Here is a 25900-nt window from a genome sequence, read left to right on the forward strand (position 1 = left end):
CCACCGGCCCCGCCTGCGCCGATCAGCCCCGCGGCACCACCGGCCCCGCCGGCGACTCCGGTCGCGGTTTGCGTAAAGCCATTGCCGCCGTTGCCATACAGCACGCCGCCGGCCCAGCCATTGGGATGTGCGGCCGTGCCATTAGCGCCATTGCCGACCAGCGGGCGCTGTAACACCGCCTCGGTGGGCGCGTTGACCAGGGCAAGCACCGCGCGCTCGGCGGTCTGCAACGGCGAGGCGTTCGTAGCCTCGGCCAGCCCGTAGGCCCTCCCGGCGGCCCGCAGCGCCTGGACAAACCGGTCGTGCAGCTCAGCGGCCTGCGCGGTGACGGCCTGGTACTGCTGAGCGTGGCTGCCGAACACGGCCGCGATCGCCGCCGACACCTCATCGGCGCCGGCGGCCGCGAGGACGCTGGTCGGGCCGGCCGCGGCCTGGTTCGCATAATTGATCGCCACACCGATGTCAGCCAGATCCGACGCGGCAGCCGCCACATATTCCTGCGTCACGCTCACAAACGACATCGCGTACCTCCAATCACCAATCAGTGACCGAAGGTTTGCTGGTTTTGGTGCCGGTTCGGTCGCCGTGTACGAGTCACGTGATGACGCTAAGAAACCGGCATGCCAGCGTCTAGCAAAAGTTTACGAAGTAACTATTGCACGCAACGCAAGCATCGAAAGGGCATCACCGTGGCGCACACGACGTCGGTTATGCACCTCCGCGGGCGTTCTCCAACAGCAACCGCCGCTCTGCGGCGGCAACCGTGCGACGGGTGGCGTCGACCGCATCCGGGTTGACCGACACCGAAGTGATCCCCATGCGGACCAGGTGTTCGGCGAAGGCCGGGTTGGTCGACGGCGCCTGCCCGCACAGCGAAGAGGTAATGCCGTGTTTGCGCGCGGTCGCCACGATGCGACCGATCGCATCCAGCACAGCCTCATCGGATTCGTCGAACAGCTCGGCGCAAATATCGGAGTCGCGGTCGACGCCCAGGACCAATTGGGTGAGGTCGTTACTGCCGATGGACACTCCGTCGATTCCCATGCCGACGTACTCGGGCAGCCAGTAGGTCACCGAAGGCACCTCGGCCATCACCCAGCGATGCAGACCCCGCTGCGAACCGAGCGGGCTGGAGTCGACCAATGACAGGCAGGTTTCCAGTTCCCATCGGGTGCGTACGAACGGAATCATCAGATGCACGTTGGGATTCTGCTCGCGCACTCGCGCCAAGGCCTCGAGTTCCAGGGCGAACAAGTCCGGCTCTTTGATGTATCGGTAGCACCCGCGGTACCCGATCATCGGATTGTGCTCGGCCGGCTCGTAAGCATCACCGCCACGCAGGCCGCGAAACTCGTTGCTGCGGAAGTCGGTAGCGCGGTAGACGACTGGCCGGGGCGCGAACGCCGACGCGATTCGGCCGATGGACCCCACCATGGCATCCACCAGTTTGGACTGCTCGTCGTGTGCGATGAGGTCGCGTGGGTGCCGCCCGGAAAGCGCTTGGGTAAGCATGAATTCCGCGCGCAACAGGCCCACCCCGTCGACATCCTGTGCCGCGACAGCTTCGGCCGAGTCGGGTATGGCCAGATTGACGTAGATCTTGGTGCCGGTGGTGACGCCGGCCGAAATGCTCACGGGCCGTTCGATCGTCGCAGCCTGCACCTGCGCTTTGGCGGCTCCCGCTACGACGTTCCCGTGCGCGCCGTCGACGGTCACCAGCTGGCCGTCGTGCAGGGTGGTCGTCGCGCCGCGAGCTCCCACCACGCACGGAACCATCAGCTCACGCGCGACGATCGCGGCGTGGCAGGTCATGCCGCCGGTCTCGGTGACCAGTGCGGCCGCCCGCCGGATGGCGGGCAACCAGTCCGGGTTGGTCATGGGGGCGACCAGAATCTCGTTGTCCAGCAATCGGTTTCCCTCTTGCGGCGTCTGCAGCACTCGGACCCGTCCCGACGCCGAGCCCGGCGCCGCGGGCAGTCCGCGTAACAACACACTCGAATCGCCCGGCTCTTCGGTTCCGTTGTTGCCCAACGTGGTGATGGGCCTGGCCTGCACCAGCCACACTTGTCCCGAGGCGATCGCCCATTCGACGTCTTGCGGGCAGCCGTGGTGGGCCTCGGTGGCAATCGCCAGTTCGGCGACACGGCGCAGGGATGCGTCATCGAGAACCCGGGCTTCGGCCTGCGACGGCGTCAGCTCCACCACTATGTCGTGGCCGTCGGGGCCGCGCTCGATCTTGAACGCCTGGTACCCGATTCGCACGTCGAGGACCTCGAGTGTCTTCTTGTCGACGAGATAGGTGTCTGGCTGGACCTTCCCGGACACCACCACCTCGCCGAGGCCGACGGCGGCCTCGATGACGAGATGATCCCGCTCCCCCGTGCTGGGGTCGGTGGTGAATGCGACGCCCGACTGCTCGGAGGCGATCATCTGCTGGACGACGACGGCCATCGCGGGATCCGCCGTGAAGCCACGGCTGGCACGATAGGTGATTACCCGCGGGCTGAACAGCGAAGCCCAGCATTGCTTGACGGCGCCGATCAACTCGTCTTCGCCCATCACATTGGTCAGGGTCTGGTTCATTCCCGCGAACGACGCGTCGCGGCCGTCCTCGCCCGTTGCCGACGAACGCACCGCGACAACACAATTGGGCCCTAGCCGTTGGTAGGAGTCGAGCAGCCGGGTGCGAACGTCATCGCTCAAGCCGGCCTTGGTCACCAGAGTCTGCATCCGCCCGCACAGCTCCGAGAGCCGGGCGCTGTTGCCGATCTGCTCGAGTGCTTCGCGGTGCAGCGCGGCGAGTTCGGCGTCGACTCCGCCCGCCTGCATCGACGCCAGGTAGCTGCTTCGCATCAGCACGAATCCCGGTGGAACGGGAAGACCAGCAGCGACCAGCTCGCCCATGTTCGCGCCCTTACCGCCGGCTTCCTCGGCATCACTTAGCCGCAATGTCGCTATGTCCGAGGCGAAAGCGTTGACGTCAGTGTCTGTAGGCATTTCCTACTCCTTCCAGTTGGCTCGACGCCAGATGTCGCGAGCCTCTCGTAATGAATCCTCAAGCGGCCGATCGGTTTGCAGTACGTGCGCGGTGTCCCAGCCGTTGTGTTGTGCGGCCAGGGCAGCGGCGATCTCCGGCGTCGCGTCGGAGTTACCCGGCTCTCTCGTCCGGACCCTGCCCGCCGCCGCATCGACAGGCGCGGCGCACATCAACTCGACCAGTGCCGAATGTGTTTCGGTTGCAAGGCAATGAGCCAGTGCACGAATGTGGGGATCACGCCAGGTGGCGTCGAGAATCACTGATTGCCCATTGACCAGATGCTCACCGGCCCGGCGCAGCGCCACCTCGTAGACGGCCATGACGTTTTGCGGGCGGTAAAGTCCGGCGTCCAAGACGCCGGGCTCTCCTGCGATGGCGCCCTGATCGCGCAGCTCTCGGCGCACCTCATCAGTGGAGATGACCTGGGCCCCAACGTGTTCAGCGAGTGCGGCCGCCAAAGTAGACTTCCCGGTGCCGGGATTTCCCCCGACGAGCGCCAGCCGGACGCCGCCGTCTTCCAGGTGCCAGGTTGCGATGGCGAGGTGACAGGCGGCGTCCATCCCGGCCTGCGCTGCGCCCTGGGACAGCCGGACACAGTCGACCTTGGCCCGGACCAATGCTCGATAGGCGACATAGAAGTCGCGCAGTGACGCCGGCGCCGAATCGGCCGAATGGGCTTCGTAGCGTTCCAGGAAATAATCACCAAGGTCTTTTCGACCCAGGAATTCCAGATCCATCGCCAGGAACGCGGCGTCGTCGATGCGATCGACATACCGCAGTGCGTCGTCGAACTCCAGGCAATCGAGGATGGCCGGCTCGCCGCGTACCCAGAAGATGTCGTCGGCGAGCAGATCGCCGTGGCCGTCGACGATGCATCCCTGCGCAATGCGGTCGGCGAACAACGCCGCGCGACCCGCGATGAATTCGGTGAACAGCTGCTGAATCCGTGCCAGCGACTCCTCGGAAAAGGTTGCACCCGCATAGCGCTGCAGTTCCTGCAGGTTGTCCATCCAGCGTCGGTTAACGGCTTCGGTGCTGCCTTGTGCGTCGATCGCCGGGCTACGTTCGGCGCGCTCGTGAAAGCGAGCCAGCACCCTGGCAATGGCGTTCAGCACGCCTCGGACCGACTCGTCGTCTTCCCCGGTGCGCCCGCGTGTGACCAATGCCGCCAATCGGTCCCGGTCGCGATAGCGGCGCATGACGACGAACGGTTCGGGCGGACCTCCGGCGGGATCCTCGAGATGGGCGATCCCGAGGTAAGTGCCCGCGGACAGCCGGCTGTTCAACGCGACTTCCCGGCGACACGCGTGTTCGCGCAACTCGGGTGTGCGGAAGTCGAGGAAGTCGGTTAGCACCGGCTTTTTGGCCTTGTAGGCCCGGTCGCCGACCAGCAGCACCACGCCGGTGTGGGTTTCGTGAACCTCGACGTAGGCCCCCGCCGCGGCCGTCAGTGACCCGGCGGTATCGGTGGTAGGGATCGTGGCATTCATGACGTTGAGTCAGCTCGGCATCGGGGATTCCAGCGTCACGACTGTCGTGCCACGATGACCGGGATATGAACCGAGTGGACGACCGCGTTGCTGACCGAGCCCAGCAGCATTCCGGCCAAGCCGCCTCGGCCGTGGCTGCCAACGACGACGAGCTGAGCCGAAGACGCATCTTTGAGCAGGCGCCGCGCGGGGCGATCGCACACAACGGAGCGGTGGACCTTCACGTCGGGATAGCGTTCTTGCCAGCCCGCCAAACGTTCGGCCAGAATCTGCGCCGCTTCCTCCTGGCATGCAGACCAGTCCAGCCCCGGCAGTTCCACCACTTCGACGTCGCTCCACGCGTGTACCGCATTCAGCTCCACGCCGCGGCGCGACGCTTCGTCAAAAGCAATGGCGGTCGCCAGCTCTGACGCCGGTGAGCCGTCGATTCCCAACAGCACCGGAGCCGACTCGGGATCAATCGGATGGGGCTCCGAGGCGCCTTCCTCCCGGATCACCGCTACCGGACAGTTCGCCCTTCGCACCACGCCCGAACTGACCGAGCCGAGCAATCCGCGCGCGACCGCACCCCGCCCGTGGCTACCGACGACCAGTATCTCGGCCTCCCGGGATAGCTCGATGAGTGTGGGAGTGGGCGGCGACCAGATGAGCTGGCTGGAAATGTGAACCTTGTCCGACGCCAAAGCGTCCTTGACCATCTTGATCGCCTGCTCAATGACTTGGCGGCCGTCTTCTTCCAACCACACCGAGATGCCGGCAAGCATCGGCATCTCCGGCCACGTCGGAGCGAGATTCACCATGTGCACCAAGGTCAGTGGGAGGCCGCGCAGCGCGGCATCGCGCGCCGCCCAACAGACCGCCGAATTCGAGGCGGGCGACCCGTCGACTCCGACCACGATGCCATGACGTTTGGGTGTGGACATTTGTTCTCCCTCAACAAGTAATTGCAACGGTAGTGACCACGCGGTGGTTGGTCGTGAGGCTTTAGTCCCCAACCGCATGGACATGCGACCTCAGATGCAACCCGTGGCGTCGAGGACGCGAGCGGCAGCCGACGATCACAATGGCGTTGGTGTACCCCGTTTTTCGTCTTGCTCGATATCGTCGACAGCAAGAATGAAGTAGCTTTCCTCTTCCTGGGCGAAGTGCAGACGCAACAGCGCATACAGTCCGTACAGGCACGCCAAGAGGTCGCCGACTTGGTCCTGCTGGATGCCGCCGGCGGCTTGGGCAAGGGCCAGATGGGTGCCGATGCGGTCGGACATCCGCCGGATTTCGGCGTGCATTCGACTCATGGTGGCGGTCGCTTCGCCGCTGCCCAGGGGGCGCGCCAACGCCGGGTAAAGCTGAGTTTCCTCGGCGTCCTCGTGCGGCAGAATTCGTTCGGTCAGCAAGGTATGCACTGCCCCCAGCGACTCCAGGGCCGCACCAGGCGGACCGGAGACCAGTTCGTCGGCGGTGGCGCGCAGCCGTCCGACGGTGTCGCGAAGCCGGTCGTGTTCTGCGGCGAAGCGGTGCAGCAGCTGCTCGGTGCCCGCGGCTAACGACACGTCGGTGGCGGGGTCGCCGCGCAGCGCACGCAGGGCGTTGAGGATGACGGCCAGATCGATACCCTCTTGCAGCAGTGCCCCGGCTGCGGGCGGCAACCAGCCCAGTGCGGCAATCCCCATGGCCATCAGTGACAGGGTCATGCCGACGACCGCGCTTTGTACGGCGATGCGACGTGACCAGCGTGCGATGTCCATCGCGTCGGCCAGCCGGTCCAGCCGATCGGTGGTGAGGACGATGTCGGCGGCTTCCGACGAAGCGGTGGCCCCGCGCCCACCCATGGCCACCCCGACGGTGGCCGCGGCCAGCGCCGGAGCGTCATTGACGCCGTCGCCCACCATCACCGTGACCGCGCGTGCGGTTTCGGCACGCACGGCAGCGAATTTGTCGGCCGGAGTCTGGTCGGCATAGACCTCATCCAGACCCAGGATGGTGGCCACCTCGCGAGTCGGTTCGGCCCGGTCGCCGGTGAGCAGGATCAACCGGGTGAATCCGGCCTCGCGCAACCGCCGCACCGTGCGCGGGGCCTGCCAGCGCAACGGATCCCGCAACAACAGGGCACCCGCCGGCTCACCGTCCAGCCACACCCAGGCGATCGCTGCGCCGTCCAGCCGCGCCCGGTTGAGTACCGACTCCACCCACGGGCCGGTGACGGTGTCCGCCGGCAACTTGCCGACCGACACTCGACGCCCGTCGACGGTCGCGGCCACACCGTGGCCCGGCTGCTCGACCACATCGGTTGGCAGCGACAGCTGCAGGCCCCGGTTGAGCGCCTCGGTGACGATGGCCTCGGCCAGTACATGCGGGGAGAATTGGTCGGCCGAAGCGGCCAGCCGCAACAGGTCGGCCGCGTCGACACCGGGCGTGACCGGCAGATCGATGACCGCCGGTCGTCCCATGGTCAGGGTGCCCGTCTTATCCATCGCCAAAGTCGTTGCGTGCCCTAGGTTTTCCAGTGCGCCGCCGCTGCGGATGACCACTCCGGCACGCGACGCCCGGGATAGACCGGCGACGATCGCCACCGGCGCGGCCAGCAGTAGCGGGCATGGGGTGGCGACTACCAGGACCGCGACGGCTCGCACGGCCGACCCGCTGACCAGCCAGGCCACCCCGGCCAATAGCAGTGTCAGCGGCAGGAACCAGGCCGCAAACCGGTCGGCCAACCGGACGATCGGCGCGCTCTCGGCGCCGGCTTGCTGCGCCATCCGCACGATGCCGGCGTATGTACTGTCGTCGGCGCTGGCGGTGGCACGAACCTCGAAAACGCTGCCCGCGTTGACCACACCGCTACGGACGGGTTCACCGACCGCCCGTTCGACCTGCAGCGACTCCCCCGTCAGCGCCGACTCGTCCAGAACTGCCACCAGGTCGACGATTCGGCCGTCCACCGGGACGACCTCGCCGGGGCCGACCACCAAGGTGTCGTTGACCGCCACCTCCGCCAGCGGGATCACGCTGACCTGGGTTCCGACCCGTCGCCGCGCGAACCGCGGAGCACGTTCGAGCAGACCTCGCAGATCCCGCGAGGCCCGGCGCTCGGCGGCAGCGTCGAGCGCCCGGCCACCGGCCAGCATCACCGCGATCAATGCGCCTGCCAGATACTCGCCAACCAAAAGGGTGCCGATCAGCGACAGCACCGCGACGACGTCCACGCCGACGCGTCCTCGACGCAACGCGACCACTACCCATACCAGCGCGGGCATGATCGCCACCGCGGTGGCCGCAATCCAGCAACTATCGGCCAGCGTCGGCCTGCCGATCAGCCAGGCGACCCCACCGGCGGCCAGGCCGCTGACCGTGAGCACCACCATGCCCAACTCAACCAGCCAACGCAGCCGCCACATCCGTAGGCCCCCCGCGGTTTCCGCGCCAGCGACCATCGCCGAACCCCGTAAATTGTTGCCGAATAAGGTATTTCACGCACTCCTATGCCGGGCGTGCCACGATCACCGGCGCACAGACCGAGTGCACAACCGCGTTGCCGACCGAACCCAGCAGCATGCCGGTCAACCCGCCGCGGCCGTGGCTGCCCACGACTACCAGCTGAGCGGTTTGCGACTCGTCGATCAGAGCGCGACCGGGGTGATCGAGAACGACCACCCGGTTCACCTTGACATCTGGATAGCGTTCCTGCCAGCCCGCCAGGTATTCGGCCAGGCTGCGCTCGGCTTCTGCTTGCCAGTCCAGCCACGGCAGCTGATACACCGCGATATCGCTCCATGCGTGCAATGCAGTGAGTTCCACACCCCGGCGCGACGCTTCGTCGAATGCGATGGCCAGCGCAAGCTCGGAGACCGGCGAGCAATCGATGCCCACCACAACTGGGGCCCGATTGGACCGCGGCAGCCACGAAGCCTCGTCGCGGATGACCGCGACCGGGCACCTGGCGCTGTGCACCACACCCGAACTCACCGAGCCCAGCAGGGTCCGCTCGACCGCGCCGCGCCCGGTGGAGCCGACGACGACCATCTCGGCATCGTCGGACATCTCGACGAGCGTCGGTACCGGAGGCGAACACTTCATTTCGTGGGTCATCGCGATCGGTCGTTCGGTTGCCGCGACGTCTTCGGCGATCTTGACCGCCTGCTCGAGCACCTGACGGCCATCTTCCTCCTGCCACAACGCAATTCCGTTCGGCATGGGCATCTGCGGATAGGTGGGCACGAATGCTCGCAGCATATGGACCACAGTCAGCGGGACGTTGCGCAGCGCCGCCTCGTGCGCCGCCCAATAGACTGCGGCATTCGATGCGGCGGATCCGTCGACGCCGACGACGATGCCATAACGCTTCAAGGTGGTGGACATGTTGCTCTCCTTAGTCCGTCACCCAAAACGCTATTGCGGGAATTCTCGCCAGGCTGGGGCCTTTAGTCCTCTAACGGGTAGCCCTGAGACCCTCATCGACCGCACGGGGTAGATCGCGGCTCATGCCGGTGGCATCGTCACAAGGGTGACCGAATGGCCAGCCACCATCGATGGGCGTTACCACGACGCGGTCGTCTTCGACCTCGACGCAATGGTATTCACCGATACCGCCTCGGGCCGCGTTCGCGCCTTCGACTCAACCGTCCCCTTGCTGCGCCAGCTGCGCACCGTTGGTATCGCGACCGGCGTCTACTCGCGCAGCGGCAACTGCACGCAACTGTTGCGCGAGGCCGGCATCAACGAACTTGTCAACGTGACCGCCGGCGACGCCGCCGGACGACTCAATCAGGCGGTCCTGATCGCGGTAGCCAACCGGCTGGGCAGCCGTCCCGATCGCTGCGTCGTCGTCGCCGACGACGAGTCCGGGGTTCGGCTCGGCAGCTACGGCGGATTCAACCTGGTATTCGGTCTCGACCGCACCGGACACGTCGACGGACTCATCTCCTGCGGAGCCGATGCGGTGATCGGCGACCTGGCCGAAATCTCGGTGCGCAGCGGTGACGCCGGCATCTCGGCCATTCCCGATGCCCTACGCAGCTACACCCAGATAAAAGAACTGATGAACGGCCGACGACCGGCAGTGTTCCTCAACGTAGACGCAACCTTGTCCGAGATCATCGATCACCCCGAGTCGACAGGGCTGGTCGCCGACGCCACCGAGGCGCTGCAATTGCTGGCCAAACGCTGCCCCGCGGTATTGATCAGCAGCTGGGAATTGGCCGATATCCGGGAGCGGGTCAATGTCGACGAACTCTGGTTTGCCGGTAGCCACGGTTTCGAACTGGTCACCCCGGCCGGCGCGCGGCACGAGAACCGGGTGTCCACCCCGTCGACGAACACATTGGAAAGTGCGGCGGCGCAACTGAACCTAGAGCTGAGCGGCACGCCAGGGATACTGGTGGAGCTCAAGCGGTTCTCGGTGGCCGTGCATTACCGCAAAGTCGATCGTGAGCACATCGACAGCGTGATCGCGGCGGTGCGCCGACTCGGGCGCTCCCAAGGCTGGCGGGTGACGATGACCCGCAAGACGATTGAACTCTATCCGAACATGGCTTGGGACAAGGGCAAAGCGCTGGAATGGATGCTCGGACACCTTTCCGGAAATGACGGCGCTGCCGATTCTGCCACCGTTTTGCCGATCTACATCGGCGACGATATCACCGACGAGGATGCGTTCGACGCGGTCCGCTTCGACGGCGTGGGAATTGTGGTGCGTCACGACAAGAACCGCAACCGGCCCTCTGCCGCCTCGTTCAGTCTCGAAAACCCGCTCGCGGTAGTGCAATTCATTCAGGTCCTGGCCGAAGACTTACGAGATGCCGCGGCCCATCCAAGCGACGAATGGGAACTCGTCTACCAAGGATACGATCCCGATACCGAGCCGCTGCGCGAGTCATTGTGCACGATCGGCAACGGCTACGTCGCCACCCGCGGTTGCGCACCGGAGGCGACGTCCGCAGCGAGGCACTATCCCGGCACCTATGCGAGCGGCGTATACAACACGCTGACCGATCGGATCGCCGGCCGGGCCATCGAGAACGAAAGCCTGGTCAACCTGCCCAACTGGCTGTCATTGACGTTCCGGATCGACGGCGGCCCTTGGTTTTCCGTCGACGACGCGGAGTTGATGTCCTATCGTCAGAGTTTCGACCTGCGGCACGCGACACTCACCCGGACACTGCGCTTCCGCGACACCGCCGGCCGAATCACCACGCTGACGCAGCAACGGTTCGCCTCGATGGACCAGCCCCACGTACTTGCCATGCGCACTGTCGTCAACGCCGAGAATTGGTCGGGCACAGTCGAATTCAGATCACTGCTGGACGCAACCGTGGGCAACACCCAGGTGGAGCGGTATCGTTCGTTGTCCAGCATCCACCTCACCGACTCTGAAATAGAAGAAATAGCACCGGGCTCGGTGCTACTGCGCACTCGAACTTCGCAATCATGTATAGCGATTGCGGTTGCCGCGCGTACTACGTTGTGGCGCGACGACGATATCCCGGTGGATGCTCATTACACGGTGGTCCGCGAACCCAACCGCGGCGGCCACGATGTTCCGGTGACGCTGTCGGCCGGACAATCGATTGCCTGTGAGAAAGTTGCTGTCATATTCACCGGCCGAGACGCCGCCATTTCCGAACCGTCCAGCACCGCCTGGCATTATCTCGACGAAGCCGGCCGCTACGGTGAACTGCACCAGCAACATGCCCGCGCCTGGGCGCGGCTGTGGGAGCAGTGCAGCATCGGCCTGCTGGACGGCACCAACTCACTGCGGGTGCTGCGCTTGCATTTGGTGCACCTGCTGCAGACCATTTCACCGCATACCGCCGAACTGGACGCGGGCGTCCCGGCCCGTGGCCTACACGGGGAGGCCTACCGGGGACACGTCTTCTGGGATGCGTTGTTCATCTCTCCGGTGCTGAACATGCGGATGCCGAACGTGTCGCGGTCGTTGCTGCTGTATCGGCATCGCCGGCTTCCCGAGGCCCGGCGCGCGGCACACAAGGCGGGTTATCTGGGTGCGATGTTTCCCTGGCAGTCGGGCAGTGATGGACGTGAGGTAAGCCAGGAGGTCCACCTCAATCCGCAGTCGGGCCGGTGGAATCCGGACGCCAGTGCGCGCGCACACCACGTCGGCCTCGCCGTCGCCTACAACGTGTGGCAGCACTACCAGGTAACCGGTGACCATCAGTATCTCGTCGACTACGGGGCCGAGACGCTGGTCGAGATCGCCCGTTTCTGGGTGTGCCTGGCCGACTTCGACGACGGTCTGGGCCGCTACACGATACGAGGAGTCATCGGTCCTGACGAGTTCCACTCCGGCTATCCCGGCCGTGAGTACGACGGGATAGACAACAACGCATACACCAACGTCATGGCGGTTTGGGCGATCATGCGGGCGATGGACGCGCTGGATCTGCTGCCGTTGCGCGATCGGCTGGCAATCGTCGGAAAGGTCGGGCTGACAACGCAGGAGCGCGACCGGTGGGATCTCGTGAGCCGGCGGATGTTCGTCCCGTTCCACGACAATGTGATCAGTCAGTTCGAAGGTTATGCGGAACTCAAAGAGCTGGATTGGGAGCGCTATGAGCAGCGCTACGGCAACATCCGGCGCCTCGATCGCATCCTGGAAGCCGAGGGCGACAGCGTCAACCACTACAAGGCGTCCAAGCAGGCCGACGCCCTGATGTTGTTCTATCTGCTCTCCGCCGATGAGTTGCTTGGCCTATTCGGCCGGCTCGGTTACCACTTCGCTCCCGAACAGATCCCAAAGACCGTCGAGTACTACATGGCGCGCACTTCGCACGGATCGACCTTGAGCGAGATCGTGCACTCGTGGGTATTGGCCCGCGGCAACCGCGATAACGCCATGGAGTACTTCGAACAGGTGCTCAATTCCGACATCGCTGATATCCAAGGCGGTACGACGGCCGAGGGCATCCATTTGGCGGCGATGGCCGGCAGCATCGACCTGCTGCAGCGGTGCTTCACCGGTCTGGAGACTCGCGACGACCGGCTGATTATCAACCCGCACTGGCCAACTGACCTGGGGTCGATCGAATTCCCATTCGTTTACCGGGGTCACCGCCTTCACCTCCGCATCAGCGGACGAACCGCCGATCTCACCGCCGAAGCAGGCAACGCCAGGCCGATCGAGATCGAATGCCGTGGCCGGGTGCAGCGCCTGCAGCCCGGGCAAGCCATCGCGGTTCACTAGCAGTTGCGAGATGACCATGGCAGGCAAAACCAGGGCCGAACGGCCCTGCTGGAAATCCGCTGCCGCAGATAGCCTCTCGGGCAGATGATGCTGGAAATCCAGCCATGGGGACGGAGCAGCTGATGAGTGATCGAACGTCGCCGCGATCGATCGCGGTAGGCATCGACGGTTCAACCGCTGCCATCAATGCCGCGATATGGGCGGCCGCGGAAGCCCACAGCCGTGACATCCCCCTGCACCTCATCCATGCCATCGCCGAACAGCAAGCCGATGCGCCGCCGGACGAGATCAACCTGGACAGGCAATACGGTGAGACGGCACTGCGCGCGGCCTCGGCCGCGGTGCACGCCACGGGTCAGCCGGTCAAGGTCGAAACCGACATGGTCCTCGGCTCCCCGGCCGATGTCTTGATCGACGAATCATCCCACGCGGCAATGGTTTGCGTTGGCTCGGTGGGAATCGGTGTGCTGGCACGCAAACTGCTCGGCTCGACCGCCGAAGCCGTAGCACGCCACTCGCTCTGCCCGGCGGCGATCATTCGCACCGATCACGAATACGCCACGCGTACGGATTCGGACTGGATCGCCCTGGTCGTCGACGACGCGCCGGACAACGACGCAGTGCTCGAACACGGCTTCCGGCAGGCACGGCTACGTAATGCACCCATCTTGGCGTTGGGCGTGTGGCCGTGGGGTTTCGGTGAGATTCCGTACGAACAGCTGAATCACCGTCTCGGACAGTGGGTTTCCCGGTATCCGGAGGTGCACGTGCAGCCGGCTGCGGCCCGGCGGGGAGCCGCGACATTTCTCACCAGCACGCAGGAACCGGTTCAATTGGCCGTACTCGGCAGCGCCGACGCCGATCACGTCAGCAAAATCGTCGGTCCGGTCAGTGCCCATTTCGGCCACTCCGGGTGTTCGGTACTGGTGGTACGCGAATGAGTTCTCGCCTACCCGGCCGGGCTCGCCGTCACCGGTCGGGTAGCGGCGCCGTCCAGTAGACCCGGGTGCCGCCCTCGGGCGGGGTGATGATCTCGCAGGTGCCCCCGAGTTGTTCGGCGCGACGCGCCATATTGGCCAACCCGCTGCGGCGGCGGTTGTGGTCCGGCATGCCGCAACCGTTGTCGGTGATGGTCAAGGTGAACATGTCGGCGGCGACGACCTCGACGGTGAGTCGCGAGGCGCCGGAATGGCGAACGGCGTTGCTGATCGCTTCGGTGGCGACGGCCTCGGCCTGCTCAGCGAGTTCACCACCGATAGCGGTCATGGGCCCGTCGATGCGGACGGTGGTGACGATGTCGCGGTTCTCGGTGAGGTCGGCGATGACTTGCTGCAGTTGCTGCCGGAAATTGCCGTCGGCTACCGGCGTCGACTTCAGCCGGAAGATAGTGGTGCGAATCTCCTCGATGATGGTCTGCAGGTCGTCGAGCGTCCGATTGAGCCGAGTGGCGACTTCTGGCGAACGCGCCCTGGCAAGGGTTCCTTGCAAATCCATCCCGGTCGCGAACAGCCGTTGAATGACATGATCGTGCAGGTCGTGCGCGATGCGCTCGCGCTCCCCCAGAATCGTCAGCTGTCGCTCGTTCTCCTGGCCGGATGCCAGCATGAGGGCTATCGCCGCGTGCGTGGCGAACTGCTCTACCACGTCGAGATCGCTGTCGACGAAGGGCTGCTGGTAGGCGCCCCGAGCCAGCGCGATCACACCGGAACTTTCGTCATGGGCACGCAGCGGCATCACGATCGCCGACCGCTGCCCGACGTCGGTGAACGCCTGGATCGGATAACTCAATGACTCGGTGATCTGCGGTTGCCCTGAGCGAAAAACCTCACCCGTGGTAGAGCCGTCGACCGGAACCCGCTGACCGACCACCTCAGCCGCGTGCACTCCCACCGCGGCGGACACGACCAGCGTGTCGGTTTCGTCCGGCGGCAAGTCGGCGTCGACCGGGACGAGCACGATCGCCTGTTCGGCGTCGGTCAGCGCGCAGGCGCGCTCAGCGATGAGCTGTAGTGGCCGTAGCTCGCCCTCGGTGTTGGCCAGCAGGGCGGTAGTGATTTCCCGGCTGGCCTCCATCCACTTCACCGAAGTCCGTTCGCGCTCGAATACCTGCGCGTTGTCAATGGCGACGGACGCCGCGAAAGCCAAAGCACGCGCGGCGAATTCATCCGATTCGGAGAACACCCGGCCCGGCTCGACATGGGTCAGATACAGACTGCCGAAAACCGTTCCCCGGATCGTGATCGGTACTCCAAGGAAGGCACGCATCGGCGGATGGTGTTCGGGAAAGCCGACAGCGGCCGGATGCATGGTCAGATCGTCCAGCCGCAGCGCCGGAGTTTCGACCAGCGATACGCCCAGCACGCCCTTACCGACCGGCAGATGCCCGATCCGGTCAGCCGTATCGGGGTCTATTCCCCCGTGCACGAACGACAGCAAGGTGCCGTCAGTATCACGGACGGCCAGGGCGCCGTACGGAGCACTGGTCAGTTCCCTGGCTGCGAGGATGATGCGATGCAACGTCGCCTCCAGGTCGAGATCTGAACCGATCTCGACGATCACCCGCAGCAACTGCTCCATCTGATCGCGGGCTGCCAGCAACTCGTCGAGCTGTTGGTGCATTCGGTTCACGAGTCCGGGCTGACCGAGCCCAGCAAACACCGAGCCGGTTTGCTCGTTTGCCACCCGATACCTCCACGCGCATTGGGTTCAGCCGGCCAAGTCCCGCGGTCAGCCGAATGACTTCAGTGTAGTGGGCCGTCGCCCGACGACCAGGTTTGGCAAGACCAGCTAACTTTTGCTTTAGCTGCACGTATTAGTTGCCGGTACTCGGCGAACTCGACTTTCGGCCCAGCTTAGAAGCGAAAACCGCCGCTTGGGTACGCCTCTCCATGCCGAGCTTGGCTAACAATCGCGAGACGTAGTTCTTCACTGTTTTCTCGGCCAGAAACATCCGCGCCGCGATCTGCCGATTAGTCAAACCCTCGCTGAGCAGCCCAAGCAGCGTCCGCTCCTGCTCGGTCAATCCGGCCAATGGGTCCTGTTCCTCGGTACCGCCGCGCAGCTTGGCCATCAGGGCCGCGGCGGCCCGGTTATCCAGCAGCGATTTACCTGCTCCGACGTCTTTGATGGCCCGGGCCAGCTCCATACCCTTGATGTCTTTGACGACGTAGCCGCTGGCCCCGGCCAGAATCGCCTCGAGCATCGCTTCGTCGGAGGTGAACGACGTCAGCATGAGGCAGCGCAGGTCAGGAACCGCGGAAAGCAGGTCGCGGCACAGCTCGATTCCGTTACCGTCGGGCAGGCGCACGTCGAGCACGGCGACGTCGGGCCGCAACGCCGGAATCCTGGCCATCGCGGCGGACACCGAATCCGCTTCGCCGATGACTTCCAGTTCAGGGTCGCAGCTAAGCAGGTCGACCAGTCCGCGACGTACGACCTCATGGTCATCGACCAGGAAAACCTTAACCATTGCGAATCCTTCCGGCCGAGCATGCGAAGTAAAGTCCGCAGGTTATAGGCCAACCTCTCACATGTGACGATGCGCAAACAAGATGATCGGCACACGGCGCGGCAGCGGACTGGCCGAAGGGTTGCACAGCGAGACCCACCCACTAGCCCTGCGATGCGGCGCAGGGATGGCCGGACCTCGCAGATGTTCGTCCGGCACTACCGTCGACACAGCCGGCCCGATGCCGAGTGGAAGGCAATGTCGAAATCGTTGCCCCACTTGCTATCCCGGGCGGCGGTCGCTACTTGGGTCAATTCGGCCCGGGCTGCGATATCACCCGCGATATCGCACTTCAGAATCGCCTATTGGCACGCTTGCCGATACGCCTGTGGCTCATGTGACTTCGACACCGGCAAACGGCACCGGGCACTGCTAGTGCCGCAGCAGCAGCACCGAGCAATCCGGGTAGCCCAAAATGGGATGGCAGTTCGGCGTGACCAGACCTGGCAGCTCCTCGGCATCGGCCTGCCCCACCACCGCCAATCCGATTGCGCTGCTGTGAGTTTCAGCGCCCTTGGCGCCGGTGCCCGCGGCGACGATCTGGACGGGGACATCCGGATACCGGCGTACCCAGCTGTCCACGCGTCGATCGATCTGCCGAACGACTGCGTGGCGGCGGCGTCCTTCTTCCATTGCCTGGTGTACGACTTCGTCGTTGTCGGGATCATCGTTGAGAACCACGGCGATCACGCCGACGTCGGTCGGCGATCCGTCGGGATTGGTTCGGATGACGGCCACCGGACAGTGCGCCCGCGCCACCAACCCCGCGGCGGTGGGACCCAGTAATCCATCGGCCGCCCATCCCCGTCGCGCGGTGCCCACGCAAACCAAGGCGGCATCGCGCGACTCGTTTATCATCACCTCAACGGGATCGCCGGACAGAATCGCCGTTTCCACCTCGACCGGTCGACCTGCGTCCTGTACGGCACAGTCGGCCTGGGAGAGCGCCATTTCGCCCCGTTCAAGCTCCCAGTCGGAGGCGGGAGCCGATGCGGCGGCGTCACCCGAACGCCGCACGACATAAACGAGTCGAAGGGGCATCTGCCGGCTGATCGCTTCGTCGATCGCCCACTTAGCCGCGTTGACGGCGGCTTGCGTGCCATTGACGCCCACGACCACCGACTTGGCGTCCAGTTGGTTCATGTCGGCTCCCGGTTGGTTCCATTGGCTCAACGTCAGGCTATTGCGCCCATCGCCGGCTGCGCAGGAGTCGTTCGTCCTCACCTGCGCTGCCGTTCGTCCTCAACCGGCCAAGGAAGGACTCACACGTCGGCGGGCGCTGCGGCAACGACCTCCGTGGGATCGACGACTCGCTCGAACAAGTCCTCCACATCGGCCCGATCGCAGGCGGCGGTTCCGGGCGTCATCAGCATCGCCGCACCCGCTGCGATGCCTAGCCGAACCGAGTCGACCAGCGACCATCGGCGGCTGAGGCCCATGGTGATCGCGGCTACCATCGCATCACCGGCACCCACCCCGCTGCCGCTGGGCATCGAAACCGCCGAAAAGCGCTGTCCGCCATCGCGTGTCGCAAGCAAGGCGCCGTCGGCACCCAGGGACACTACTACCACTTGGGCACGACCGCGTTCGATGAGCTCTTGTGCGGCAGCCAATTGGTCGATCTCGGTGAGGAGGTCGCGTCCGACGCATTCCCGCAATTCCCGCAGGCTCGCCTTGAGCAGGAACACCCCCGAAGAAATGTGCCGCAGTCCGCCGCCGGAGGTGTCCAGAATCAGGACGGCACCCGCGTGCCGGCAAACGTCGGAAACCCGTTGGTAGTAATCGGCCGGCACCCCCGGGGGCAGGCTGCCGCTTGCTACCACAAAATCGGCCGATTCTGCGGCCGTCCGTAGCCTGCCCAGACATTCCTCTTGTTCCGCCGGTGTCAGCCGCGGCCCGGGAAGCACGAATCGGTATTGCCTGCCGGTGCTGGTCTCGTTGACAGTGAAGCTTTCTCGCGTCGCCTCCCCGATCGGCACATGCTGAAAGGGCACGCCGGCATTGCGCAGCAAAGCCGTGATGAGACCACCCGTGGGCCCGCCGGCCGGAAACACCGCCAACACCGACCCGCCCAGAACCCGCAGGATCCGAGCGACGTTGATGCCGCCGCCACCGGGATCGCGGCGCGGTGCACCGCAACGCATCTTGTCCATGGGCCGCACCACGCCGATGTCTGTGGTGATGTCGAGCGCCGGATTCATGGTCAGTGTGACGATCCGCGGTTCGGTCGCAGCCTGTCCTACCGGGCCCTCAAAGTCCGCTTCTACACTGATCATTTCGATTACAAGCCGCTCGGGTAGGTTTCCGGAGTTTCGCCGGCGATCCATAGACTCGTGGTCTCGAGAGGCTCGAGTGCGCGGGTCTTGTCGATGTGGATCATGGCATCGAACTGATCGGCAGGCCGGACGTGGAAGTAGTGGCTCTGGCGCTCGGTCGCGGGCAGATAGATCACCCCGATGGCGCGCCCGAGCCGGACGACGGCCAGCGGGTCAGCGGCCCGCGGGTGCAGCGCCGCCGATACGACGAAGGCATCCCTGCCGGTCTCGTGGAACAGTTCTTCGATGCTGCCGTTGAGCGCCGGCCGCACCATCTTCCGCTCGGCAATTCCGCCCCACTCACTGGCAGCCGTGACCGTGCCGGTGAAGGTGCTGAGCCCGATGAGGCGCGACTCGTCACCGTGTTGCTGTCGAACGAGCTGGCCGAGGGTGAGCTGTCCGTCGGACCCCACTTCGGTGGCCCGCGCATCCCCTACGTGAGAATTGTGGGCCCACACCACGATTCGGGCTCCGTCGCCGTGCCGGTCCAGGTGCTTCAGCAGCGCCTCCAACGTCTGCGCCATGTGCTTGTCGCGCAGATTCCAGGAGGTGACCCGCCCGCTGAACATGGCGCGGTAATACACCTCCGCGTTGCGGACCGTTTGTGCGTTCTGCTGCGCGTAGAACAGTTCGTCTTCGGCAAGCAGGCCGTCGCGCCGCGCATAGGCCAAAGCGTTGCGCTGCATGTCGATGAGTTGCTCGATCGCCTGACGCTCACATGAGGGTCCTGCGCCGAAGGCCGCCGAGAAGCCGTATGCCTGACCATCATCGGCTGACGCGTGGTCGAAGCAGGCATAGCGAGCGCGCGCCCGCGCCGCCGCATTCGAGTCGATGTCGTCGAGGTAGTTGATGACTTCCTGCATCGACCGGTGCAGGCTGTAGAGATCCAAACCGTAGAACCCGGCCTGTCGCGCACCGGTTGCCGCACACCGTTGGTTGCGCGCGCGCAGCCAGTCCACGAAGTCACGCACGACAACGTTGCGCCACATCCAGGCCGGAAATCGCTCGAAACCGCTCAGCGCTTCATCGGCGTTGCCGTCTGCGCCGACGCCGCGGACGTACCGATTGACCCGATATGCATCAGGCCAGTCCGCTTCCGCGGCGACGGCGCAGAAGCCCTTGTTCTCGATCAACCACTTCGTGATGGCGGCCCGCGCCTCGTAGAACTCGTGGGTGCCATGGGAACTTTCGCCGATCAGCACGATCCGGGCGTCCCCAATGATCTCCTCGAGCGTGTCATACGGCGGAAAACCGCCGGGAGCGTCGACCGCCACGCTGCGAATCACCTCCGCGGCGGTCGGCGCCGCCGCAGCGGTGATGGTGGACCCGACCGTCGGGGTCGACAGCAGCTGCCGGACTTCATCGTCGGTGACTTGGCGGAAGTCCCAAAAGGATTCGCCGACCGCGAGAAATGGAGTCGGCATCGACGCGCAAACCATGTCGTCGACCAAACCCGCGAATTCCCGGCAGGTGGATTCCGGAGCTGCCGGCACGGCGATCACGATGTGTGCGGGCTCGGCGTCGCGTAACGCCTGCACCGCGGCGAACATACTGGCTCCGGTGGCCAAACCATCATCCACCAGAATCACCGTCTTGCCGGTCACCACCAGCGGCGGGCGCCCCGCACGATAGGCGGCCTCGCGCCTGACCAGCTCGCGGCCCTCCCGCTCGGCGATGTCACGCAGCTGCTGGGGTGTGATTCGCAGTCCGCGCAATACATCGTCGTTGACGACGACGCGGCCGCCGCTGGCTAACGCGCCAACCGCGAACTCTTCGTGGTCGGGTGCGCCAAGCTTGCGCACGATGAACGCATCCAGGGGCGCCTGCAGCGCGGCGGCGACCTCCCACGCGACAGGTATTCCGCCCCGCGCCAAGCCGAGGACTATCACGTCCTCGCGGTTGCGGTACGCGCTCAGCAGTGTTGCCAACACCCGGCCGGCTTCGCGGCGGTCTCGGAATACCCGCCGCGGTGAGTGCCGGCTGAGCTTGGCTGCTGTGGTCATTTCACACCGGTATTCGGGCTAGTTCGGCGATTGGATCTGAACGCGCCGCTCGGCCGGCTTCTTCTGTGCGACGGCCACCGAAATAGTGAGTATGCCTTTGTCGTAGGTGGCCTTGATGTCGCCGTCGTCGGCCCCGTCCGGCAACGAGAGGGTTCGGACGAAGGAGCCGTAGGAGAATTCCGATCGGCCGTCGAAGTCCTTTTTCTCGCTGCGCTCTGCCTTAATGGTCAGCTGACCGTCGCGCACAGTGATATCGATGTCCTTTGCCGGGTCGACACCCGGGATTTCGGCGCGCACCTCGTAGCGGCCATCCTTCATTTCGTCTTCGAGCCGCATCGCGCGGGTATCAATGACCGGACGCAGACCGGCAAATGACGGGAACGCTGCGAACAAGTCCGGGAACTCCGGGAAGAGCGACCTCGACGCACGCTGTGCGGGAACCGTACTCATGATTGGCTCCTAATAGAGTTTGGTGGATTATCGATATCCATTCGACCAGTCAGCCACCGTCTCCGACAGGGACCGAAGTCCCCCTTTTCGAGGCCATTAGTCGATCGCATTGCTGACCGGCCCGCGTCCGGCGAGCTTGGCCGATATGGCTCATGACACTGTCAAGCAGCAGAACGTAGGCATCGCCGTCTTCGAAGAGACGGTCAAATCCCTCGCGTCGGAGAAACCCCTCAAGCCGCCGATCCAGCGTCCAATCGATATAGGTTTTATCGGCGTATGCGGATCTGAGAAATTGGCACGCAATTGCATCAATATCGAAATCAGTCAATGTCAACGGTCCACCTAGGCTGACTGTCATATCACTTCCCTGCGCCCAGATACGCTTTGAAAACTCTGGTCAGAACCATTGTTTCGGCGATAGGCGGCTCGCCAATAGGGTCAGAAGTCACCTTTGCCGCCGCAACCGCCAGCGGTAGATCTCGTCGACGCCCCAGACGGCCCATGGCATAGGCACCAGCATGAGCAGCATCCATGGATCGGGAGCCGCGGTATCGAAGACACATTGCAACGGGGGCAGGTAGATCACTGCGGCGGCAAAGATCAACTCGAACGCAATGCCGCTCAACACGAGTCGATTGGTCATGAAACCAACCGACTTCAGCGATGCCCACGCCGTTCGCGATGCCAGCGCCGTGCCGACCTGACACGCCACAATCGCCGCGAAGGACATCGTCGTCGCCTGCAAATACGTTCGATGCAACGGTGTTCCCACTCCGGTGGGAGCTGCCGGATGCCAGCCGCCGTGCAGCAGCACCGCCAGAAATGCGGCCATGACCGCCACCGCCGAGACCGTTCCCATCAATCCCCAGGCCCGCCAGAGCAAGCGGCGAGTGATGACATTCTCCGATTGCGAGCGTGGTGGCTGTTCCATCAAACCCGCCTCGGCCGGTTCGCGGCCCAACGCCAGAGCCGGCAGCGTCTCGGTGCCCAGATCCACCGCAAGGATCTGCACCACGGTCAGTGGCAGCGGGACGGCGCCACCGGAAAGTGCGAAGACGAGAAACGGTACGACCTCGGGCACCGCGTGGGCGAAGATATACATCACGAACTTTCGAACGTTCGCGAAAACTCGTCGCCCTTCGCGAATGCCTGCTCCGATCGTCGCGAAATTATCGTCGGTGATGACCACCATGGCCGCCTCGCGGGCGACGTCAGTCCCGCTGCGGCCCATGGCGACACCGATGTCGGCGCGACGCAGCGCCGGTGCGTCGTTCACGCCGTCACCAGTCATCGCCACCACCAAACCCAACTGATGCAGCGCATCGGCGATGCGCAGCTTGGCCTCTGGCAGCACCCGAGCGAAGATGATCTCGTCTCCGCTGGTAAGCAGTTCGTCGAGCTCGCGCTCGCTCATCTGGTCAAGTTTCTCGCCGTCAATCACCTGCTGGGCGTTGATGCCGACCTGACGTGCGATCTCGGCGGCGGTACGGCCGTTGTCCCCGGTCACCACATGCACGCGGATCCCCGCGCTGTGGCACTCATTCACCGCCGCAAGGACTTCGGGTCGCGGCGGGTCCAGCATGCCAATCAGCCCAAGGAGATTGAGCTGGTCTTCGGCCTGCTCCCGGGCGAGATCGGGACTTTCGGTTGTCAAGTCGCGGCTGGCGATCGCGAGCACCCGCAGTCCACGTTCGGTCATGCCGTCGACTCGCTGTTGCCAACGTCGGCCGGCCTCGGGCGCCAAGGTGCAACGCGGCAGGACTTGTTCGGGCGCCCCTTTGGTATGCAGGACCTTTCGCTCGGCCACCCCGTCGAGTGTCGACATGCGCATGAGTTGAGGTTCGAAACGAAACAGCTTGAGGCGCTGGTTATCCCGCTGTGCTACGTCGATCGACAACCCCGATGAAGCGGCGTGGTCGAGAAGTGCTATCTCGGTAGGATCCCCCATCCGATCGCCGTCGTAGGTGGCGGTGGTGCAAAGCGCCGCCGCGATCAGCAACGGCTCGCTGGCGCCGACGGGTTCGACCTCGACCACTCGCATCTTGTTCTCGGTCAGCGTGCCGGTCTTGTCGGTGCAAATGACCGCGGTGCATCCCAGTGTCTCGACCGACGACAGCCGTTTCACCACAGCGCCAACGCGGGCCAGCGAGCGCGCACCGGCGGCCAGCGCCAGCGTGATGGTGGGCAGCAGCCCCTCGGGAACATTGGCCACCAGTAACCCGATGGCGAATAAGAACGCGGCGCCAAGGCTGAGACCGGCGAAAAAGCCCAGGGGTAGGAACAACAGCCCCACCGCGATCGCAACGCCGGCGATCATCCACGCCACTCGCCGAACCTGACGCTCCAGCGGGCTCATGTCGGAGCGCACTTGCCGCGACAGCGTGGCGATCCGGCCCAGTTCGGTGTGGCTGCCGGTGTTGCGGACGATCCCGACAGCCGATCCGGCAACACACGTTGTTCCGCTGAATACCAACACCTTTGAGTCGAGCGGACGCTGGGATTCGCCGGCATCGCCGGCGCTGCGTTCGACCGGTGTCGACTCTCCGGTGAGCGCCGACATGTCGACTTCTACGCTCCCCTTAATGAGGCGCACGTCGGCCGAAATGCGCTCGCCTTCGTCGATGAACAACACGTCGCCGGGAACCAGTTCGCGCGCTAGGACCTGAACACGATGGCCGTCGCGCTGAATCCAGGCCCGTTGGGGCAGATACGCGCTCAGCGCCTCGACGGCGTGCTCAGCGTGCTGTTCCTGGAAGAAGGCCACCAGCGCGTTGAGCACGATGACGGCGAAAATGGCGATCCCCAACACCATTGAGCCCGACACCAGCGCAAGAACAGCTGCCAGCCACAGCAGCAGCGCCAACGGATGGCTGAACTGCCGCAGCAACCCGGCCAGGCGTCGTTGGGGGCCGGCCGCCGGCAGCTCGTTGGGTCCATATACCTCGCGTCGGCGTGCCGCTTCACGTGACGTGAGTCCCGTTTCAGGACAGGCATTCTGAGCGCTAACGATGAATCTCCACTACATCGCTGAGCGGCCGCCGCGGCGTCGGCTGCCGGCTCTTGCCGGAAAGCTCGATACCGACCCGGATCAAGACCTGAGGCATCGCTTCGGTGGCGCGTATGAGCTGCCGCACCATGTCGCGGCTGTTCTTCACCTCGGTGAGGTGCGATACCGGGCAGGTTGCCAGTCCGGCCATGGTGCACTCCAACAGGACCGAAGAGAGCGCCTGGCCGCAGTTCAACGCATCCATACGCGTGTCGGCGGGCGTGGTGAGCAAGAGGATCTTCGCCTCGTCTTGCCCGCTGGAGGCACCGCGCTCCTGGTACCACCTGGGCGGAAACCGGCGCTGCACATCGACCCGGCGGGCCTGTGACTCCGATAGCAATGCGCTGTGCGGTATCCCGTCAGACTCTCTGGAAGGTTCAGTCCACCAAGTCAATTCGTGCTGATATTCGTCGTCGTACCGGCGTAGCGACTCAGCGAGAAGCGACGCCGCCGCGAGTTGCGGGCGCACCTCGTCAGGCAGAACTTCGAGTGCGGCCAATTCGCTGTCGTAGCAACTGAAGAGCAATGGCTCGAATGACGACCAGTCCTTCGGTGCGCGAAACGGACGCCGATCGGTGCGGCGCTGCGAAATCGCCTTGGCTCGGTCGCGCCGGGCCTCGGCGACGGAGTCCAGGTGTGCGAAGTCGATCGCGGCGAGATGATCACGATTGTTCGGGTTGGGCAGGTAGTCGACCTGGCAGTCCCAGCCGGCCGCGGCCATGGCGACCCTGAAGTGGTCCAGTACTGCCCCGCAGCTGATGATCGCTTCGCGGCCCGAGCTGTCGGCTTCGCTCACGATTCGGTGCGGGTCAGCGAACAGGTCCACACTGGTGTGTGCAACGATCCACCGCCAGGGCTGACTGTTGTGCAGAGAAGGAGCTCGGCACGCCAATTCCAGTGCCTTACTGATGACTTCGGTATCCACCATCGTTCGAGTCATTGCTCACGCCCCTCCCGCTGTCTGCTCTCAGCACCGCTCACAGATGTTGACGATCCACGACCAGCACCGAGCAGTCCGCGTTGTGCAGCACCGCATTGCCCGTCGGCCCCACCAGTTGCTCTAGCTGCTCGCGGTTGCGAATGCCGACAACGACCAACCGCACCGTTCGCCGGTGCTCGGACAGGTAGTCGAGCAAGGTGCCATGCCACACCGCGGCATCGATGCCGACGTCCGGGTAGTGCCGCCGCCACCGCGCCAGGCGGCGGTCCAAGTGGCATAGCATCTGGTGATCGCCGTCCTCGCTGCCGACTTGCGCGCCGAAGCCACCGCCCGACCCGTGGCGGTAGCTCACCACTACCCGAAGGGGCAACTGGCGCAGCCGCGCTTCCTGAATCGCTGCACCCATCACCGCATCGTTGTCGACCGACCCGTATGCGTCGACGACGATCCACTGGCCATCACGCGCCTCGTGACCTCCATGGCCGCGAATGATGGCCACCGGGCAATGCGCCGATGCCGCAAGCGCGGTCGCGGTTGAACCCGCCCGCTCCGGCCGGAAGTGGTGCAGGCCGACGGCACCGACGCACACCATGGCAGCAGACGCCGAAGCCCGGATCAACGACACGATCGGGAACTCCTGGTCGATCTCGACTTCGATCTTGACCGGCTTCTCCTCGGCCTCGACGGCCATCGAGACATAGCGAACCGCGTTTTCTGCGATGGACAGTTTGCGGGCCGCCCGTTCCACGCGGTTCTGCGGCGTATCGTCCGGTTCGATCGCATAAACCAGGCGCAAAGGTAAGTCGCGGCTCACCGCTTCATCGACCGCCCACAATGCCGCCTGGATTGCCGTCCGCGAGCCATCGATGCCGACGACGACGGACGGCGAAAGTGATTCATTCACAGCCATTTCCGGG

The 25900-nt window shown here is 64.8% G+C and carries 17 protein-coding genes; 2 read left to right on the forward strand and 15 right to left on the reverse strand.

From position 1 onward, the window contains the following. The 6 genes from BST12_RS14920 to BST12_RS14945 form a co-directional block, all read right to left on the reverse strand. The coding region (locus BST12_RS14920; RefSeq protein WP_083113903.1) for a PE family protein at nt 1-521 on the reverse strand (521 nt) is incomplete at its 3' end. Between the two features lie 187 nt (nt 522-708). Further along, entirely contained in the window at nt 709-2997 is a 2289-nt protein-coding gene (gene ppsA, locus BST12_RS14925) for a phosphoenolpyruvate synthase (protein WP_083113904.1), read from the reverse strand. Nucleotides 2998-3000: 3 nt separating this feature from the next. After that, nucleotides 3001-4527 carry a bifunctional aminoglycoside phosphotransferase/ATP-binding protein gene (locus BST12_RS14930; RefSeq protein ID WP_083113905.1) on the reverse strand — a complete coding sequence of 509 codons (1527 nt, stop codon included), beginning with the start codon at nt 4525-4527 and terminating at the stop codon, nt 3001-3003. A 35-nt stretch (nt 4528-4562) separates the two neighbouring features. Then, a complete protein-coding gene (locus tag BST12_RS14935; protein ID WP_083113906.1) occupies nt 4563-5450 on the reverse strand; it encodes a universal stress protein in 888 nt (295 codons plus the stop codon). 135 nt (nt 5451-5585) lie between these two features. Then, on the reverse strand, nt 5586-7955 hold the full coding sequence (locus tag BST12_RS14940) for a heavy metal translocating P-type ATPase (protein WP_245850319.1): 2370 nt from the start codon (nt 7953-7955) through the stop codon (nt 5586-5588). A gap of 46 nt (nt 7956-8001) precedes the next feature. Further along, complete coding sequence (locus tag BST12_RS14945; RefSeq protein WP_083113908.1) at nt 8002-8880, reverse strand: universal stress protein; 879 nt, start codon at nt 8878-8880, stop codon at nt 8002-8004. 211 nt (nt 8881-9091) lie between these two features. Here BST12_RS14945 and otsB point away from each other — a divergent pair, with 211 nt between their 5' ends. Together otsB and BST12_RS14955 are read left to right on the forward strand one after the other, a co-directional pair. After that, nucleotides 9092-12721 (forward strand): trehalose-phosphatase, encoded by a 3630-nt coding sequence (otsB, locus tag BST12_RS14950; protein WP_083113959.1) that lies wholly within the window; start codon nt 9092-9094, stop codon nt 12719-12721. A gap of 122 nt (nt 12722-12843) precedes the next feature. Further along, nucleotides 12844-13662 (forward strand): universal stress protein, encoded by an 819-nt coding sequence (locus BST12_RS14955; RefSeq protein ID WP_083113960.1) that lies wholly within the window; start codon nt 12844-12846, stop codon nt 13660-13662. 28 nt (nt 13663-13690) lie between these two features. On the opposite strand, the gene BST12_RS14960 is transcribed toward BST12_RS14955, so the two are convergent. The 9 genes from BST12_RS14960 to BST12_RS15005 form a co-directional block, all read right to left on the reverse strand. After that, nucleotides 13691-15340 (reverse strand): sensor histidine kinase, encoded by a 1650-nt coding sequence (locus BST12_RS14960; RefSeq protein WP_170062130.1) that lies wholly within the window; start codon nt 15338-15340, stop codon nt 13691-13693. A 193-nt stretch (nt 15341-15533) separates the two neighbouring features. Continuing rightward, complete coding sequence (gene dosR / locus BST12_RS14965; RefSeq protein WP_083113910.1) at nt 15534-16190, reverse strand: hypoxia response regulator transcription factor DosR/DevR; 657 nt, start codon at nt 16188-16190, stop codon at nt 15534-15536. Nucleotides 16191-16601: 411 nt separating this feature from the next. Then, nucleotides 16602-17372, reverse strand: coding sequence for a universal stress protein (locus BST12_RS14970; protein WP_083113911.1), 771 nt, complete (start codon nt 17370-17372; stop codon nt 16602-16604). 119 nt (nt 17373-17491) lie between these two features. Then, nucleotides 17492-18505: a 1-phosphofructokinase family hexose kinase gene (locus BST12_RS14975; RefSeq protein WP_211281279.1), complete on the reverse strand. Its 1014-nt coding sequence runs from the start codon at nt 18503-18505 to the stop codon at nt 17492-17494. Between the two features lie 5 nt (nt 18506-18510). Beyond that, nucleotides 18511-20547, reverse strand: a complete 2037-nt coding sequence (locus tag BST12_RS14980; protein WP_083113912.1) for an erythromycin esterase family protein — start codon at nt 20545-20547, stop codon at nt 18511-18513. 18 nt (nt 20548-20565) lie between these two features. Next, nucleotides 20566-20997 (reverse strand): HSP20 family small heat-shock protein, encoded by a 432-nt coding sequence (locus BST12_RS14985; RefSeq protein ID WP_083113913.1) that lies wholly within the window; start codon nt 20995-20997, stop codon nt 20566-20568. Between the two features lie 445 nt (nt 20998-21442). Beyond that, entirely contained in the window at nt 21443-24007 is a 2565-nt protein-coding gene (locus BST12_RS14995) for a cation-translocating P-type ATPase (protein WP_083113914.1), read from the reverse strand. Continuing rightward, nucleotides 24000-24983, reverse strand: a complete 984-nt coding sequence (locus BST12_RS15000; RefSeq protein WP_083113915.1) for an Acg family FMN-binding oxidoreductase — start codon at nt 24981-24983, stop codon at nt 24000-24002. Before BST12_RS15000 ends, BST12_RS14995 begins: the two co-directional genes overlap by 8 nt. A gap of 37 nt (nt 24984-25020) precedes the next feature. Next, nucleotides 25021-25893 carry a universal stress protein gene (locus tag BST12_RS15005; protein WP_245850321.1) on the reverse strand — a complete coding sequence of 291 codons (873 nt, stop codon included), beginning with the start codon at nt 25891-25893 and terminating at the stop codon, nt 25021-25023. Nucleotides 25894-25900 lie beyond the last annotated feature (7 nt).

The organism is Mycobacterium angelicum (genome assembly GCF_002086155.1).
Taxonomy (GTDB): Bacteria; Actinomycetota; Actinomycetes; order Mycobacteriales; family Mycobacteriaceae; genus Mycobacterium; species Mycobacterium angelicum.